Raw genomic sequence first — 17,291 nt, 5'->3', positions numbered from 1 at the left:
AACTCAAAGAATATTGACAAGTCGGATCATTAAATTCCGCACATCTCACACAAAGAAAAAGATTAACAAAAGTACGTTGAATCCATCAATGCTGTCAAATTGCAGTGACTACTCACATCCATGGAACAAATCGATTAACCCCGATATCGGCAGATATCGATAATTGACTTTATATCATTTAACTGTTAATAAGTTCCGCTGGCCGAAAAAAACACTCAATTAATAAAAATAGGCCATTCATTCCAAGAGGGGAAAACAATGTCATTGAATCCGAATAACGAGCATAGCGAATTGCTCGGCCAGTTAGCACACCTTGAACAGCAAGTTTCAATTTTAACACAGGCTCTACAAACGAAATCCGAAACAGTGGAGTCGTTGGAAAAATCCTTATCGGAAAGCCGTAGCCGCTTAGCCGAATTGGAAGCGGCTCTTAATATCGCTCAGCATTCCTTGCTAAGTTTAATATGGATGAAAATCGCCGAATACCGTCGCCTTCTACAAGGGGGAGCGCTAGGCGCATCGACGGTAGCGAAACTTGCACAAATCAAAGATCTGCTCGAAGTCGCCCGTTCATTGCCCGTAACCGCAAAAGACTATTTCGCGATGAACATCCTGGAAACCGGCACACGGAAGCTGAACGATGCCAAAGTCGATGTATTGAAATATTATCAAAACATCTTGAACGCACTGGCAAGCCGCCATAGCGAGATGCTCGGCCAATTTAACGGCAATTATCGACATTTGACCGACGAAATTCTTCATATGATCGACCAAAAAGTGTTGTGGCCGATTAAAAACGCTCGCGACGACCTCAAGGAGATTTGGCAAGCAGCGCCTGGAGAAATCAAGTTTTTTTGGCGAGGCAAAATTGTCAGCCCGTTCCAACAACGAGCCGGTTCCATCTTTATCGAAATTCACAAATTACAGGTAGAAGCACAAGTTTTGCTATCTCGGTTCGCACGCTACCTAAAACAATTATTCAACGAAATGCAAACCTTGATTACCGACAAGATCAATGGCGTTAAGGAAAAAAGTAACGAAGGAAGTATCGGCCAGGACATGACCGGAAGCTATGCCTAATCATTGATTATTTTGGTTCCCACGGTCCTCCGAGGGAACCCGTATCTTGGCTGCCGAGGCAACATAGGTATGCATTCCCACGCAGGAGCGCTCTTCGTTATACACAAATATCGGTAAACTTGCTAAACAGAGGTCATCGTATAACTGGAAACGGTTCTGTTTGATAAATCTGCGGATATTGGATATCAGTGGCTCCGAGATCGCGATCTGGGGATCGCTCCCACAGAGCATCCAGCCCCTTGTGGGCGCGACGCCTTCGTCGCGATTTCGAAGTCGGTTACGTTAAGCAACAATAAAGGGTATCGAGGTCACATTCGCCAAGATGGCAAGACGGTATCTACGACTTATGTATAACGGCAAGCGCAGGAGCGTGGGAACGAGGAAACGATACTTTCGGGTTCGATCAACTCTGCATGGCCCCATTGTTTTTGAAGCTTAGCTTCAACAAGGCCCCTATATCAAACCGGAAGCGTTTTTTGATGGCATTTCCGGCATATACATTCCGTACGACTTCGCGTTCCGCCTCCAACCAATCAAGCATTTCATTACCCGGCTCAAAACCGCGCTTTTCGGCTCTGAAATAAGCCGCCTCGGCAATCATCGGCATGGCCTCGGGCATCTCATCGACTGGAGTCGCCTTGGGTTCCTGCGTCACACCAAACTTTAACAATTTGAAAAAAGTCAGCGGCGCTCGACCATTCAGTCCAATTTGTTTAGGCTCCAACTCGATCAAAGTTCCAAACAGACGATCCCAAATCGAAAACACCGCGCCATAATTTCTGTCATGCTCAGCTCGAACCGTCGAGTGATGAACCCGATGCAGATAGGGGGTAATGAATAAATACCCTAGGTCTTTTTCTCGAGAAAATGCAATATTTGCGTGATGAAACATAACAAACAGCATCATCAACAATTCGTAAGCCAATACACTGGCTTTATCGAAACCGAAAAACACGATACTCACTGCTTTAATGAATGTAGCGGCCAATATCTCCAAAATATGCACACGATATGCGGTCGAGGCATTCAGATACGGCTCACTATGATGGACCTTATGAAATAGCCATAAAACATCAAAGTCATGACAAGCCTTGTGCCAAAGATAAAATACCAAATCCAGCAAAAGTAACGACAACGCGGCCTTCATCAATGAATCCGACATTCCGCTCAAAATACCCGCACCGGAAAAATTCTCGGCCACGACCAGCAACGATGAAACCGACAATAGCGACAACACCAAACTGTTGAACAATAATAAAGTGATATTAACTCGATAAGAGTTTTTTAAATTACTTTTCGGCAATTTCTTTCGAGGACGATGCGCCTCAATGGCGGACAAAATGATAAAAAACATCAATAATGTAAATCCAGCCAGGTCGAATGAAGTGATCATCGGCCAACTAGCTACCGCCTCAAAAAAACTCATGGAAGTACTCATCGTTAAAGTCATGGACTTATCCTCACAGAAGTATCAAAAAATAGTCAAAAACCGGCTAGAGCTGCAACCATCACCCCGCCACTTTTTTCATAGTCACTTTGTTCGAAGCAAAGCACTTGCCAAAATCCATATATTTTGGTAAACACTTAATCCATCCATTAACAACAAGCTATTTAATCCTTAGATTTCATCATATTAAAAACGTTTCCCAGGCTTTTTATAAAACCCGTCGCCGCTAGGCAAGCAATAATCGCTGTTGCAATAAAGCAACTATTTGTACCAACCAGGTGCAATTGTTTCTTATTTGCGCACCAAAGTCGCACTTTAAACAGCATTATTCACAGAAGCGGTCAAATTATCGCGCCGCACCAACCCGCCAACGTCATTAAGTTAAGCTGGCATTCAAGCCCGAATGCGCATCAAAATCCTGCCATCCATGGCGGAATGAAAGGCTTCTCTTAACTTAATGGCAGTGACTCTTAGGCCCCTATACCCAAAATTTGTTTTTTTTCGACTAACCTGTATCCTAAGTGCTAATTGATAAAAACAAACTCTCATCCTTACCATCTGCGTCAATAACAACCTTAGTCAACGCCGATTTTATGAGCTCACTATAGGAACATGACAGTGCGCCAACGACTTTCAAAAGCAGCCATCATTGCATTCCTGTATTTGGCTTTCGCCGGCTTTTGGATATTGACTTCGGATTGGCTAGTCGACTTACTCATCACCAACAGAACTCTGCTGGTACGCATTCAAGCTTGGAAAGGCACGGCCTTCGTATTAATGACCGCGCTTCTCCTTTATGCTTTATTGAGGCTTAAGCTACCATCCCGGCATGAAGCAAGCTCCGGAGTTTTCGGATTCCGTGCCAGCTTACTGATTGCCGTTTACATTTTAATGACAGTCGTGATTGGCGGCTTCGGCTATTTGGTACATCGCCAACATGCCGAGGAATTTACCGCACGACAATTCTCCATACAGTCGAGCATAGTTAAACTCACGACCCGCCAGATCGAAAACTGGTTAGTCGAACGCCGTCAAGACATTAAACTGATACAATCCCATCCGCCGTTTTTAGCAATCGACACGCCCGTTTCCGAACAACTAGACAAAACCTCTGAAGCCAGACTACAAAGCTATTTCGACGCTCTACTCGAAACCAAAGAATGGGTCGGCGTAACGCTCTATACAAAAAAAGGACTGGCTTTATTCTCAACCGGCGAAGCCATCGAAACCTCGGCCGCTCTGCAAAAAGCCATTATCGCCTCTACACAATCCCGGCAACTGGCGATCAACGACATACATCGCCTCAGATCCGCACCCGATCAATATCGTCTCGAATTCATCGCACCGATAATTGTCAACGAGCTGCATAAAACCTTTGTCATGATGGTATTGAGCGCCGATCCGACTATACAGGTCTATAAATCCCTCAATGAATGGTCAGCCATTTCCGCCGATTCGGAATTATTGTTAGTACGCCGAGAAGGCGATGAAGCGGTCTATCTCAACAAAACCGATTGGATAGCCAACACTCCTCACACACTCCGCAAACCGTTAAGCCAAGCAAGCTTATCCGCTACCCAAGCTGTACTTGACGGCACCGGTTTCTGCGTATGCATCAATGACCGCAACACGGAAGTATTGGCAACATTTCAACCGATTTCCGGCATGCCTTGGCATGTCTTATTAGAAAGTAATGCCGATGCAATATTGAAACCGTTGAAACTGCGGGCAAAATTGATTTTTCTGGTGGTCATATTTGCAGTTGGCGCCGGAGGTCTTGCCGTTTTGCTGCTCTGGCGCAGTCAACAAATGCGCTTTACCTTATTCCGGCAACGGCAACTGGAAGACCGGGCAGCAATTGTCGGCCATTATGACAGGCTGGTTAAACTGGCGCGCGATATCTTTTTACTAACCGATCTAGAAGGACGCATCGTCGAAGCCAACGATGCCGCCTCAACGGCATACGGTTACGAAATCGACGAATTGTGCTCGATGACTATCCGCGACTTAACGCCGTCGCATCTTCAGTCCGCCATCCAAAACATCTGGCCGCACACCGACACGAAGGACGGAGCGTTGTTCGAAACGTTACAATTACACAAAAACGGCGATATCTTTCCGGTCGAAATCAGTTGCAGCCTTTTAGAGATCGACGGCAATCATTACCGACAAAGCTTTATTCGTGACATTAGCGCTCGACAAGCCGCCGAAGAGCAAATACAGCGCCTCAATAAAGCCTATGCAACACTCAGCGAAACCAATCAGGCGATCGTAAGAACTCGCGATCCGGATAAGCTTTTTCAGCGCCTCTGCCGCATCGCAGTCGAATACGGCGGTTATCTTGGCGCTTGGATCGGCCGCATCGACGACATATCCGGTCGAATCGAACCGGTAGCCAGTTTCGGCGCGCTCGATGAATATATCCGTCAAACCGAAATCGTGATCGACCCCGGTTCATCGAAAGGCAGGGGGCCGACCGCCAGCGTCATACGCAAAGGACGCCCTTATTATTGCGAGGACTTTCTTAACGACACGATAACCGCGCCATGGCACGACCTGGCCCGGCAATACGGCATCGGCGCATCGGTTGCTCTACCCTTGCGTTGCGGCAACCGATTGGTCGCGGTATTCAACCTTTATGCCGCCGAAACGCATATTTTCGACCGGCAAATGCGCACTTTATTGGAAGAAATGGCTCAGGATATTTCTTTCGCATTGGATAATTTCGAACGCGAAACCGCGCGTAAACAAGCCGAACATAGATTAAAAACACTCTTCGAGACGATACCCGATTTTGTATGGCTAAAAGATCATAGCGGTACCTTCCTGGCCTGCAATCCGGCTATCGAAAAATTATTCGGAGTCCCTGTATCCGAAATTATCGGCAAAACCGATTACGACTTTGTCGACTCGGAAACAGCGAACAACTTCCGTGCGAACGACCTCGCTGCGGCAGCCGCTGGAAAGCCGGTCACGAACGAAGAAACACTGACTTTTTCGGGAAACGGGCGCAATATTCGGGTGCAAACCACGAAAACGCCGATGTACGATGCCAACGGAAAACTCATCGGCGTTCTCGGCATCGCCCGAGACATCAGCGAACTCAAACAACAGCAAGCTCTGCTCGCCGCAGCTAACAACGCCTTGGAGCAAATCGCCGAAGGGCGACCGCTAACGACAATACTGAAACATATCGCGCGCAATATAGAACAGCACAGCCCCGACATGCTGTGCTCGATCTTGCTGATGGATGCGGACGGCTTACATCTTAGGCATGGGTCGGCACCGAGCCTGCCTGACGCATACAACCAAGCCGTGGACGGCATTGAAATCGGGCCTTCGGTCGGCTCCTGCGGCACGGCTGCTTTTACTAAGCAACCGGTATTCGTCGACGATATCGCCGAAAGCCCGCTATGGAAAAATTATAAACACCTCGCTCTCGATCATGGTTTGCGCGCCTGCTGGTCCACACCGATTCTTTCCGGGACCGGCAAGGTACTCGGCACTTTCGCGGCTTATTACCGAACGCCGCGCCACGCAACCGAAAGCGAGCGACAGTTAATCAATACCTTTGCGCATTTAGCCGCGATTGCGATTGAAAGAGCACTGGATACTCAAAAACTTAACCGACAATTGCACGAACTGCGCCGCTGGCACACCGTCACCTTAGACAGGGAGTCGAGGATCATGGACTTGAAACGAGAAGTCAACGCCCTACTAACCCGACTTGGCGAACCGACGCGCTACTCCGCGTCAAAACCGGAACTCAAACCATGATTGTCTCCGGAGCGCTAGCAATACTCCAAAATGCCGCATTATTGTTGACGATCGCGCTGGCCTTCGACATGTCGGCCGGTCGCTTCTTATTTAAACCGAATGTAGTCGGGCAAATTTTAATCGGCTCAGGACTTGCCCTGATCGGTACTGTCATCATGCTGACGCCTTGGTATTATCAACCCGGCATCATCTTCGATACTCGGTCGGTACTGTTAAGTATTTCCGGTCTGTTCTTCGGCACCATCCCGACCGCCGTTGCCATGGCCGGAACAGCGGCATTACGTCTCTATCAAGGCGGCATTGCAACATGGACCGGAGTTTCGGTCATTATCGTATCGGGACTCGCCGGCATACTTTGGCGGCATTTTCGGCCATCGCCGCTCGTCGAAATATCGGGGCGCGAACTTTGGCTATTCGGGCTTTTAGTGCATGTTTTGATGCTAGCCTTGATGCTGGTTCTTCCTTATTCCACCGCAATACAGGTCCTCGCAGATATCGCCTTACCGGTTTTGACCATCTACCCTTTAGCGGTTGTCATGCTCGGTTCACTAATGATAATAAGGCTTCGGCGCGACCGCGATACTGCAGAACTTCGCGAAAGCGAGACGCGATTTCGCACCTTATTCGAGCAAGCCGCGGCAGGCGTTGCTCAGATCGACATACGCACCGGCCGCTTCATGCGAATCAATCGACGATTTTGCGATATTGTCGGATATACCCGCAATGAAATGGAACACCTAACCTATCAAAGCATCACGCACCCCGAAGACCTAGCAGACGACAACGCAAAAACGCAGCGACTTCTGGCCGGAGAAATTCGCGAATTTTCAATGGAAAAACGCTATATCCATAAAAAAGGTCACAGCGTTTGGGTCAATTTAACGGTTTCGCCGTTATGGGAACAAGGTCGGTCGCCGAACTGGACGGTCGCGATCGTGATCGATATCACCAAACGAAAACAAGCCGAACAAGCCACTCATGCGGCACGAACCGAAACCGAACAATTGTTAAAAGAATCGGACCGACAGCGCTTGGTATTATTAAGCTTGATCGAAGATCAAAAGGCCGCCGAAATTGCATTGAAAGAAAGCGAAACGCGTTACCGTTCACTTGCCAATAACGGGCGCGTACTCATTTGGTCGGCGCGCCTCGATAAAATGTGCGACTATTTCAACGAACCCTGGCGTCAATTCACCGGACGGACGCTAGAACAAGAATGGGGTTTCGGCTGGGCCGAAGGCGTGCATACCGATGACTACGATCGTTGCGTGCAAGTTTATAATGAGTCTTTCGACAAGCGCGAAAAATTCTCTATCGTTTACCGCTTGCGGCGTCACGATGGGGAATACCGATGGATTATCGACGACGGCGTGCCTCGTTACGATCACAAAGGCGATTTTGTCGGCTATCTGGGCTACTGCTTGGACATCACCGAACGAATCGAAGCGGAACAGGAAGTGCTCAGACTGAATGCATATCTGGAACGACGAGTTAGCGAACGCACGGCCGAACTGGAACAAGCCAATAAAGAACTCGAATCGTTTTCCTATTCGGTTTCGCACGACCTACGCGCACCACTGCGTGCCATTAACGGTTTTGCGCAAATTCTGGCACGCAGGCATAGCAATGCGCTCAATGACGAGGGCCGCCATTATCTCGATAACGTCATCGAAGCCGGAAACCGTATGAGTCAATTGATCGAGGACCTACTGGAATATTCTCGCACCGGGCGGCGCGCCATACAAATGAGCCCTATAGATCTATCGCCGTTGCTGAAACAACTATCGGCAACATTTGCCGAACGCATGACGGCGACTCAAGCCTCGCTTGAAATCATCGAACCGCTGGCGTCACCAATCGGCGACGTCACTTTAATTGGGCAAATATTATCCAACTTACTCGATAATGCGTTGATTTACCGTAAACCGGATATTCCGCCCAAAATCACAATCTCGTCGCGTAATAATAACGGCCGAGTCATCATTCAAGTGACCGATAACGGCATAGGTATTGAACCTGAGTATTATGATAAAATTTTTCAGGTTTTTCAGCGCCTGCACAGTGAAGACGAATACCCGGGAACAGGGATAGGTCTCGCCATCGTCGCCAAATCGGCACGCATGATGGGCGGCTCGGTAGAAGTCGAATCCACCCCCGGCAACGGCAGCACGTTTAGTGTTCGGCTTCCCGTCGCCAATTAAAGCATGAGAATCGTTATGAATAATGAGGCCTTTATATTGTTAGTGGACGATAATCGCATGGATATCGAATTAGCACTGGACGCCTTTCATGAAGCCCGGCTGATCAACCGAATCGAAACGGCCTCAAGCGGCCGCGAAGCGCTCGATTATTTATTCGGACGCGGCGACTACGGCGACCGAAAGCGTTATCCGTTACCAAATCTGATACTGCTTGATCTTAAAATGCCGGGTATCGACGGCTTCGATGTACTCAAGCAAATCAAAACCGCACCATTGATCAAACGCATACCGGTCGTTATTTTGACTTCATCACGCGAAGAAGGCGACCGGGCTTTATCTTACGATATCGGCGCTAATTCCTATCTCGTCAAACCTGTTTCGTTCTCCGGCTTTATCGAAGTCATCAAGCAAATCGAAAACTATTGGTTAAGTCTAAATATCGGGCCGCCGCTCGGAGTTACCTCTAAACCTGAGGCAGAAAATGACTAAATCATTTATGGAACGTAACGAAGTATTGCGCATTCTGATCGTCGAGGACGTCCCGGTCGATGCCGAACTGATGGTATTACAACTGAAGAATGACGGATTAAATTTCGATTGGCAACGGGTACAAAACGAACAGGACTTTCTGAAAGCGCTCGATACCCGGCCTGATTTGATTTTAACCGACTGGTGTCTACCGAAATTCAGCGGACTCAAAGTCTTGGAACTGCTACATAACCGCGATAACGATATTCCTGTCGTGGTTGTTTCCGGCAGTATCGGCGAGGAAATCGCGATCGATGCCTTGCAAAAAGGCGCTTTCGATTATGTGTTGAAAGACCGTCCTGCTCGCTTGGGCGCCGCGATCCGGCATGCGTTGGAAGAAAAAGAACTACGCGACGAACGCAAGCGCTATCTCGAAAAGCTTCGTCTCGCCGACCAGGTCTTTGAATCGACCGGCGAAGGCATCATCGTTACCGACATCGATGCCAATATCGTAGCCGTTAATCCGGCCTTCGAACAAATCACCGGCTATACCAAGATCGAGGTGCTCGGCAAAAACCCCCGCATCCTGAAATCAAACCACCAAGACAGGTCTTTTTTTTTCGAGTTGTGGAATACACTATTAGGCACAGGCCATTGGCGCGGCGAAGTCTGGAATCGGCGTAAAAACGGCGAAGTTTATCCGGAATGGTTGACTATCAGTGCGGTCAAAAACAGCGAAGGCACTACCACGCATTTTGTCGGCGTGTTCAACGATATCAGCTCGGTCAAGGAAGCCCAGGCGCAACTCGACTTTCTGGCTCATCACGATGCATTAACACGCCTACCTAATCGCACCTTATTCAGAGACCGCCTCGGGCATGCCTTGATCCATGCGCAACGAGAAAACAAGAACCTGGCCGTATTATTTCTTGATCTGGACCGGTTCAAAACAATTAACGATACTCTGGGTCACCCGGTAGGCGACGACTTATTGAAAGAAGCCGCCGAACGTATGCAACAAGCGATTCGAGCCGACGATACGCTGGCCCGACTAGGCGGCGACGAATTCGTTCTGCTGTTGGAAGACGATTCCACCGCGCATCACGCGGTCATCGTCGCACATAAATTATTGCAAATTTTTAACCGGCCGATGTTCATCGATGACCACACGTTAACCGTGACCGCCAGCATCGGCATCGCACTGTTTCCGCAAGACGGCAAAGACGTCGACACACTACTGAAACATGCCGACCTAGCGATGTATCAAGCCAAACAACAAGGCCGTAATACATATCAATTCTTTTCATCAGGCCTAACTACCGGCGCTTTCGAGCGCTTGATCATGGAGAACGCTCTGCGCGGCGCAGTCGCCCGAAACGAGCTTTTACTTTATTATCAACCTCAAATTAATTTGCTCGACCGTACGCTTGCGGGAGTCGAGGCATTAGTGCGTTGGCAACACGCAGAATTAGGCTTAGTCTCGCCAGGCCAATTCATTCCGTTAGCCGAGGACATGGGTATCATCGGTGAAATCGGCGAATGGGTTTTAAATGAAGCCGTCAGACAAATGGCCGAGTGGCAAGCGGATGGCTTTGACGTTCCTCTCGCATCGGTCAATTTATCGGTGCAACAAATCGACCGGGAGGATCTCGCAGGCCAAATATCCGCAGCTTTGGAGAGAGTCAATATCCCTGCCAAGCATCTGGAATTGGAAGTGACTGAATCGATGATCATGCGCCAACCGGAGCAAGCCATGCGCATTTTGGATAATTTACGTCAACAAGGTATCTCGCTATCGATTGACGATTTCGGCACCGGTTATTCCAGTCTGGCTTATCTAAAAAACCTCCCGCTGGACCGGTTAAAAATCGATCAATCCTTCGTGCAGGACATCGGCCGCGATGAACACGGCGAGGCCATCGTCCGGGTTATCATCTCGCTAGCTCGAAACCTAGGGCTGGAAGCCGTCGCGGAAGGCGTTGAGTCCGAGGAGCAAGCTCAATTTCTTGAACGCGAAGGTTGCAATATCGCTCAAGGTTATTTATTCGCGCGCCCCATGCCGGCGGATGAATTGACCCGACAAAGCGATCGATATCGATGCTCCGACGGGAAAGCGAATTAGCCGACAATAAACTGCATTAATCTTATATAAAAAGCATTTTTGTCCATGAAATACACGAAAATCACGAAAACATTCAATTAGCTATACTCTCCAAGTTGCTCACCCAATGGGTAGTCAAGGGATTCGTGTATTTCATGATTTTCGTGGACTGACTACCGAATTTAGGTTGACGCGAACATAGCCTCGATATTGGCGTAGCCCGTATGCAGCGTAGCGGAATACGAGCTACCTCGGCGGTACGAGTTATTTAACCCGTACCCAACATTTCGTTGTACCCTAAATATTTCGGCTAGCTTTGGTAACGTTCGAAATGTTTAGAACGGGGTTTCAACCGCCGTCCTGCCGAGCATTGAATTGGCTTTACTCGATTTAGCTTTCGATTCGAGTTTTAGTGTATCCTAAGGTTCTTTATCAAAGCTTTAGGGCCTATTGCTCAATGAAACTTAAAACTCTATTATTTAAGCATTTTTTACAGACTCTATGCATTGTCGCTTTGTCTTTACAAACAGCAGTAGCTGAGGACTTCCACACATGGAGTTACCATCGCGACTGGGACCGCTTAGCTAACCTTGAATACACTTTAGCGAGGTCGCCGTTACCGAAACGGGGGCTATATGACTTGATCAGACTTGAAATCGTTTGCAAGGCGAATCAATTGCAACTCATAGCCGATTCCAACAGTCTAATTACATCTCAAAATCAACCGTTCGACTTCGATTATCGAATCGATAATCAAGCGTTCGTCACGATTGAAATGCGCACATTTTCGGATTCGAGACGAAGAGCCTATAACGACGAGCATGCACAAGCATTTGCCGAGGCGTTACTAAACGGAAAATCTGTTTTTGTGCGCATCCATACCATGCTCAAAAAAATATTGTCGGGGGCGATGCCGCTAGATGACGCACGCGAACCCATCACTCGCGTTCTCGCCGATTGCGGCATACAATTATCCAATTCGAGCAATGAAACAGCGGATTACGGACTTACTGAATTCGAACGTGACCTAAAACGATTGCCGACGACACAGCAACAACAATTGCTAAATCGGATCCGACAAATGATAAAGGAACTTGATAACCGCTAGCCATCATGGTTTTCCGGTTCCCACGAACCTCTGCTCGTCGTTATATACCTTTCGCACTTCAAATTTCGGCAGGCTCTAAGGAGGCACCGCGGTGCTGGCATAGAGCCTACATGGACGTATTCACGGCGTCCTTTGACGGGCACCCCGGTGCCGAATTTTGATCTACGATGGGCATAATTTTTCGATATACAACAATGCCGGTTCCGAAGAGGGTGCGGTTGCTCGATCGACAGGCGTCGGCGGCAGGGCAGATTTTTGCTCCTCGGCAATTGCTCCTGCATTGCCCTAATACACGCCATCCATGGCGTAATGCAAAATCTGCATTCATGCCATCCATGGCAATCAGATTCCGCCGTCGAGACTACATGGACGTATTCACGGCGTCCTGTCGGGCGAGTGACCGCACTCTCTCCCACACTTTGCCAGGGCGATTGCCGGGCCTTCATGAACGTTAGGTGACAATAAATGGCATCGAGGTCGCATTAGCTAAGATGGCAAGATCATAATAATACACGATTTATGTATAACGATGAGAGGTCCTCCGTAGAAACCCATACCGTGGCAGCCAAGGCAAAATCGGTATGCATTCCCACGCTGGAGCGGTGGGAACGAGGAAAATTTCGGCGCCGGGGTGCTCGGTCGATTATTGCTCCTGAAAAATCCACATCCACCCAGCACCTAAATTCCATAAACCATTGGTTATAATTGACTATCTTGAATAATTTAGGTACTGGTTTTGCCTCCACATTCCCATCGATTCGGTATTAAAACTAACATGCTCAAACGTTTGCTGATTCTATTATTATTTTCCGTGTTGATTTTTGGCGGCATTTTCGGACTGAAGTTTTACCAACTTCATCAAGAAGCCGGCCGATTTCAACCTCCGCCGCCTGCCGTCGTTGCAGCCACCGAAGTCACCCAGGAAATCTGGCCTTCCACATTGTCCGCAGTGGGAAGCTTAACCGCCATTGCCGGTGTTGATGTTAGCAACGAAGTCGCCGGCAAAGTCGAAGCGATTCATTTCGATTCCGGCCAATTGGTTAAAAAGGGACAATTGCTGTTGGAACTGGATGCGTCGACCGATCGCGCAGAATTACAAGGACTCGAAGCCGAAATGCGGCTCGCCAAGGTCCGCTTCGAGCGGAGCGAAAAGCTAATAGATAAAAATTTCATTTCCCAATCCGATTACGATCAGAACCATGCCCTACTCGACGAAACCGCCGCGGCCGTTTATGCTAAACGCACACTGATTGACAAAAAACGTATTCGCGCACCTTTCACCGGAAAACTCGGCATTCGTCTAGTCAACCTCGGCCAATACTTAACGGAAGGTTCGGCAATCGTGTCTTTGCAACAACTGGACCCGATTTATTTGGACTTTACCGTCCCCGAACGCTATCTGCATCGACTCGTTAAAGGCCGCCAAGTTATTGCGACCGTACAAGCTTACCCGGGCCGAGAATTCAACGGCGAAATCAGCGCCGTGAGTCCGCTGATCGACCAAGGCACGCGGTCCGCGCAAGTTCGCGCCATGCTAAACAACAGCGAAAAACTGCTGCATCCGGGCATGTTCGCACAAATCAACATTTTATCGGACCAAGCACTCAAGGTACTGACACTACCGGATACCGCGATCACCTATAACCCGTACGGCAATTCGGTATTCGTGATCGAACCGGGCGAGCAAGACCTGATCGTACAAAACCGGCAAATCGAAACCGGGCAAACACGCGCCGGCCGCGTGGAAATCATTAGCGGTTTGAAGCTTGGCGAACGAGTCGTTAGCGCCGGCCAAGTCAAATTACGTAACGGCATGCCGGTTAAGTTGGATGATAAACCCGCCCCTGGCGAACGGGAGATTTCACAGTGAAGTTCACCGACCTTTTCATCGAACGGCCGGTCCTCGCCAGCGTTGTCAGCCTATTAATCTTAGTACTCGGCTTGAGAGCCATCACGGCGCTGGAGCTCAGACAATATCCCGAAACCGAAAATACCGTCGTCACGGTTACCACATCCTATCCCGGCGCTAGCAGCGATTTAGTGCAAGGCTTCATTACCACGCCTCTACAGCAGGCCATCGCCGAGGCCGACGGCATCGATTATCTGTCCTCGAACAGTCGCCAAGGCGTTTCGACGATTGAAGCGCACATGCGCCTTAACTACGACCCGAATGCCGCGTTAGCCGAAATTCAAGCGAAAGTAGCAAGTCAACGCAATGTCTTACCAGCCGAATCGGAAGACCCGGTCATTACATCGCAAGTCGGCGATACGACTGCATTGATGTATGTCGCGTTATATAGCGATACGATGAAACCTTCGCAAATCAGCGATTACATGCTTCGCGTCGTTAAACCGAAAATCCAATCGATACCGGGCGTCGGGAAAGCCAATGTACTCGGTAATAAAACCTTTGCGATGCGTATCTGGCTCGATCCCAAGCGCATGTCGTCGCTCGGCGTAACTGCCGAGGATGTTGCGAATGTGTTGCGCTCGAACAATTACTTGTCGGGGGCCGGTCAAACCAAGGGAAATTTCGTTACGGTCGATTTAAGCGCGACAACCGATGTCGTCAGCGAACAGGATTTTCGCAATCTGATCGTCGGCAATCGCGGCGGTACGCTAATCAGGCTATCCGATGTTGCCGATACCGAATTGGGCAGCGAAGATTACGACATGGTCAACTGGTATAAAGGCAAGACCGCGATTTTCATGGGTATAGAACAAGCACCCGGGGCCAACCCGCTGACGGTTGCCTATGCCGTCCGCGATATGCTGGACGAAATTGAAAAAGACTTGCCTGAAGCCATGCATATCCTGCTACCTTACGATGCGAGCCGTTTTATCCAGGATTCGATCAACGAAGTCTTTCGCACGCTGGCCGAAGCATTGATCATCGTCTTATTGATCATTTATTTATCATTGGGCTCGATTCGTGCCGCACTGGTTCCATCGATCACAGTCCCCCTATCATTAATCGGCGGCACTTTTTTGATGCTACTCATGGGGTTTTCAGTAAACCTGCTCACCATGCTGGCAATGGTGCTGGGCATCGGTCTAGTCGTCGACGACGCAATCATTGTCGTCGAAAACGTGCATCGCCATATCGAATTGGGCAAATCCAAATTCGAAGCGGCCATCGAAGGCACGCGCGAATTGGTTCTTCCGGTAATCGCGACAACGGTGGCGCTAGTTGCGGTCTATTTGCCGGTCGGCTTCATGGGCGGCTTGGTCGGCACCTTGTTTACCGAATTCGCTTTTACCCTAGCCGGTGCGGTGGTCATTTCGAGCATCGTTGCACTCACTCTCGCACCGATGCTGAGCTCCAAAATCCTGAAGGATCAAGGCAAGGCTGGCCGTTTCGAACATGCGGTCGAAGCAATCTTTAATGATTGGTCCGAACGTTACCGGAAATTGCTGCATCCACTACTGGAAACCCCATCGATGATCATAGCCTTCGCGCTGATGGTGTTGATCAGCATTTATTTCATGTTCAGTCTATCGCAAAAAGAACTGGCACCGACCGAAGATCAAAGCATACTGTTCGTCATGGCGACCGGCCCGCAAACTGCAACCTTAAACTACAACGAAACCTATGCCGAAGAGCTGATCAAACAGTTCGAATCGATACCGGAATATAACGAAAGCTTTATGTTGCTCGGCTTCGGCGGCAGCAACAACACCGTATTCGGCGGCTTTAAAATGCCTTCGACCACATTGCGCAAACGTTCGCAAATGGCGATACAGCCGGAATTGCAGGCCAAGGTCAACACCATCGCCGGCTTTCAAACCGCGGTCATTCCGCGGCCAAGCTTACCGGGCTCGGGAGGCGGCCTTCCGCTACAATTCGTAATCGTTACCGATGCCGATTACGCATCGCTTGACCAAGTAGCAGACCTTTTGGTGGATCGTGCGACACAAAGCGGGCGCTTCAATTTTTTGATGAAGGAGGTCAATTTCAACCGACCGAAAGCAACTTTGGTCATCGACCGCGATCGAGCAGCCGATTTGGGACTGACGATGCAAGACATCGGCAGCAACCTAGCATCTTTACTCGGAGGGCAATATATCAACCACTTTAGCCTGCAAGGACGAAGTTATAAAGTGATACCGCAAGTCGACGATTTATCGCGCCTCGATACCAGTAAGTTCGAGCATTATTATTTGCGTACCGCATCAGGCGGCCAAGTACCGCTATCATCGCTGGTGCATATCGAACAATCGGTCGAACCCAGTAAACGAACGCAATTTCAACAACTCAATAGCCTGACCGTATCGGGCATGATGGCGCCCGGCGTAACACTCGGCGATGCCATGGACTATTTGGAACAGCAAGCCGATGAATTGTTTCCGCGCGGTTATAGTTACGACTATACCGGCAGTTCCCGACAATATGCCCAACAAGGCAGCGCTCTAGTTGTGACTTTTTTCATGTCGCTGTTGATCATTTACTTAATGTTGGCTGCGCAATTCGAAAGCTGGCGCGACCCTTTGATCATTCTAATTTCGGTCCCGCTCTCGATCGCCAGCGCCCTGGCTTTCATCATGCTCGGCTTTGCCTCGATTAATATTTATACGCAAGTCGGCTTGATCACGTTGATCGGATTAATTGCAAAGAACGGTATATTAATCGTCGAATTCGCCAATCAATTGCAGATCCACGAAGGATTGACCAAGCGCGAAGCAGTTGAACAAGCGGCAAAAATTCGGCTCCGGCCGATTTTAATGACCACCGTATCGATGATCGTCGCGATGGTCCCTTTACTGATCGCCTCCGGCCCGGGCGCTGCAAGCCGTTTCGATATCGGCTTGGTCATCGCTAGCGGTCTCGGCGTTGGAACTCTATTTACGCTCTTCGTCATCCCTTCTTTTTATCTGCTACTGGCAAGAGACCGCTATACCGAGCGTGAAAATCAAACTTGGGTTCGAAACGATTGAGCCGACATTTTTTGCGAAAGTGTTTTGTTGAGCTTGCCTACGAGTTATACTTTCGAAATTGATTTTTAGGCAATTAAAAATCAGGCTCAGAATAGCCCGAATTCAAGGCTGCCGAAGACACGGACGGCGGTATGTCAAAACCGAAGCTAGATTAACGAAATCTGAATACGGCGA

9 protein-coding genes are annotated in these 17,291 nt (G+C 49.0%); 8 read left to right on the top strand and 1 reads right to left on the bottom strand.

The annotated features are described in order from the left end of the window. Positions 1-258 precede the first annotated feature (258 nt). Positions 259-1,080 (top strand): hypothetical protein, encoded by an 822-nt coding sequence (locus tag ACINK7_RS05370; RefSeq protein ID WP_404360273.1) that lies wholly within the window; start codon positions 259-261, stop codon positions 1,078-1,080. 403 nt (positions 1,081-1,483) lie between these two features. Here the strand turns inward: ACINK7_RS05370 and ACINK7_RS05365 are convergent, their stop codons facing one another. Continuing rightward, positions 1,484-2,530, bottom strand: a complete 1,047-nt coding sequence (locus ACINK7_RS05365; RefSeq protein ID WP_404360272.1) for a sterol desaturase family protein — start codon at positions 2,528-2,530, stop codon at positions 1,484-1,486. 615 nt (positions 2,531-3,145) lie between these two features. Here ACINK7_RS05365 and ACINK7_RS05360 point away from each other — a divergent pair. From ACINK7_RS05360 to ACINK7_RS05330, 7 genes are all read left to right on the top strand, one after another. After that, on the top strand, positions 3,146-6,304 hold the full coding sequence (locus ACINK7_RS05360) for a GAF domain-containing protein (RefSeq protein ID WP_404360271.1): 3,159 nt from the start codon (positions 3,146-3,148) through the stop codon (positions 6,302-6,304). Next, on the top strand, positions 6,301-8,505 hold the full coding sequence (locus ACINK7_RS05355; RefSeq protein ID WP_404360270.1) for a PAS domain S-box protein: 2,205 nt from the start codon (positions 6,301-6,303) through the stop codon (positions 8,503-8,505). Before ACINK7_RS05360 ends, ACINK7_RS05355 begins: the two co-directional genes overlap by 4 nt. 15 nt (positions 8,506-8,520) lie before the next feature. Then, positions 8,521-8,994, top strand: a complete 474-nt coding sequence (locus ACINK7_RS05350) for a response regulator (protein WP_404360269.1) — start codon at positions 8,521-8,523, stop codon at positions 8,992-8,994. After that, positions 8,987-11,095, top strand: a complete 2,109-nt coding sequence (locus tag ACINK7_RS05345) for an EAL domain-containing protein (protein WP_404360268.1) — start codon at positions 8,987-8,989, stop codon at positions 11,093-11,095. The genes ACINK7_RS05350 and ACINK7_RS05345 overlap by 8 nt, the downstream gene beginning before the upstream one ends. A 436-nt stretch (positions 11,096-11,531) precedes the next feature. Further along, positions 11,532-12,182 carry a hypothetical protein gene (locus tag ACINK7_RS05340; protein WP_404360267.1) on the top strand — a complete coding sequence of 217 codons (651 nt, stop codon included), beginning with the start codon at positions 11,532-11,534 and terminating at the stop codon, positions 12,180-12,182. 775 nt (positions 12,183-12,957) lie between these two features. Then, the gene (locus tag ACINK7_RS05335) at positions 12,958-14,052 is read left to right on the top strand and encodes an efflux RND transporter periplasmic adaptor subunit (RefSeq protein WP_404360266.1); all 1,095 of its coding nucleotides are present in this window, start codon (positions 12,958-12,960) and stop codon (positions 14,050-14,052) included. Further along, positions 14,049-17,117: an efflux RND transporter permease subunit gene (locus ACINK7_RS05330; protein ID WP_404360264.1), complete on the top strand. Its 3,069-nt coding sequence runs from the start codon at positions 14,049-14,051 to the stop codon at positions 17,115-17,117. The genes ACINK7_RS05335 and ACINK7_RS05330 overlap by 4 nt, the downstream gene beginning before the upstream one ends. Positions 17,118-17,291: the final 174 nt, after the last annotated feature.

The sequence above is a fragment of the Methylotuvimicrobium sp. KM1 genome (genome assembly GCF_044788715.1).
In the GTDB taxonomy this organism is placed as follows: Bacteria; Pseudomonadota; Gammaproteobacteria; order Methylococcales; family Methylomonadaceae; genus Methylotuvimicrobium.
Note: the sequence above shows the minus strand (reverse complement) of the source record. Positions and strands in the feature narration are given on the sequence as shown.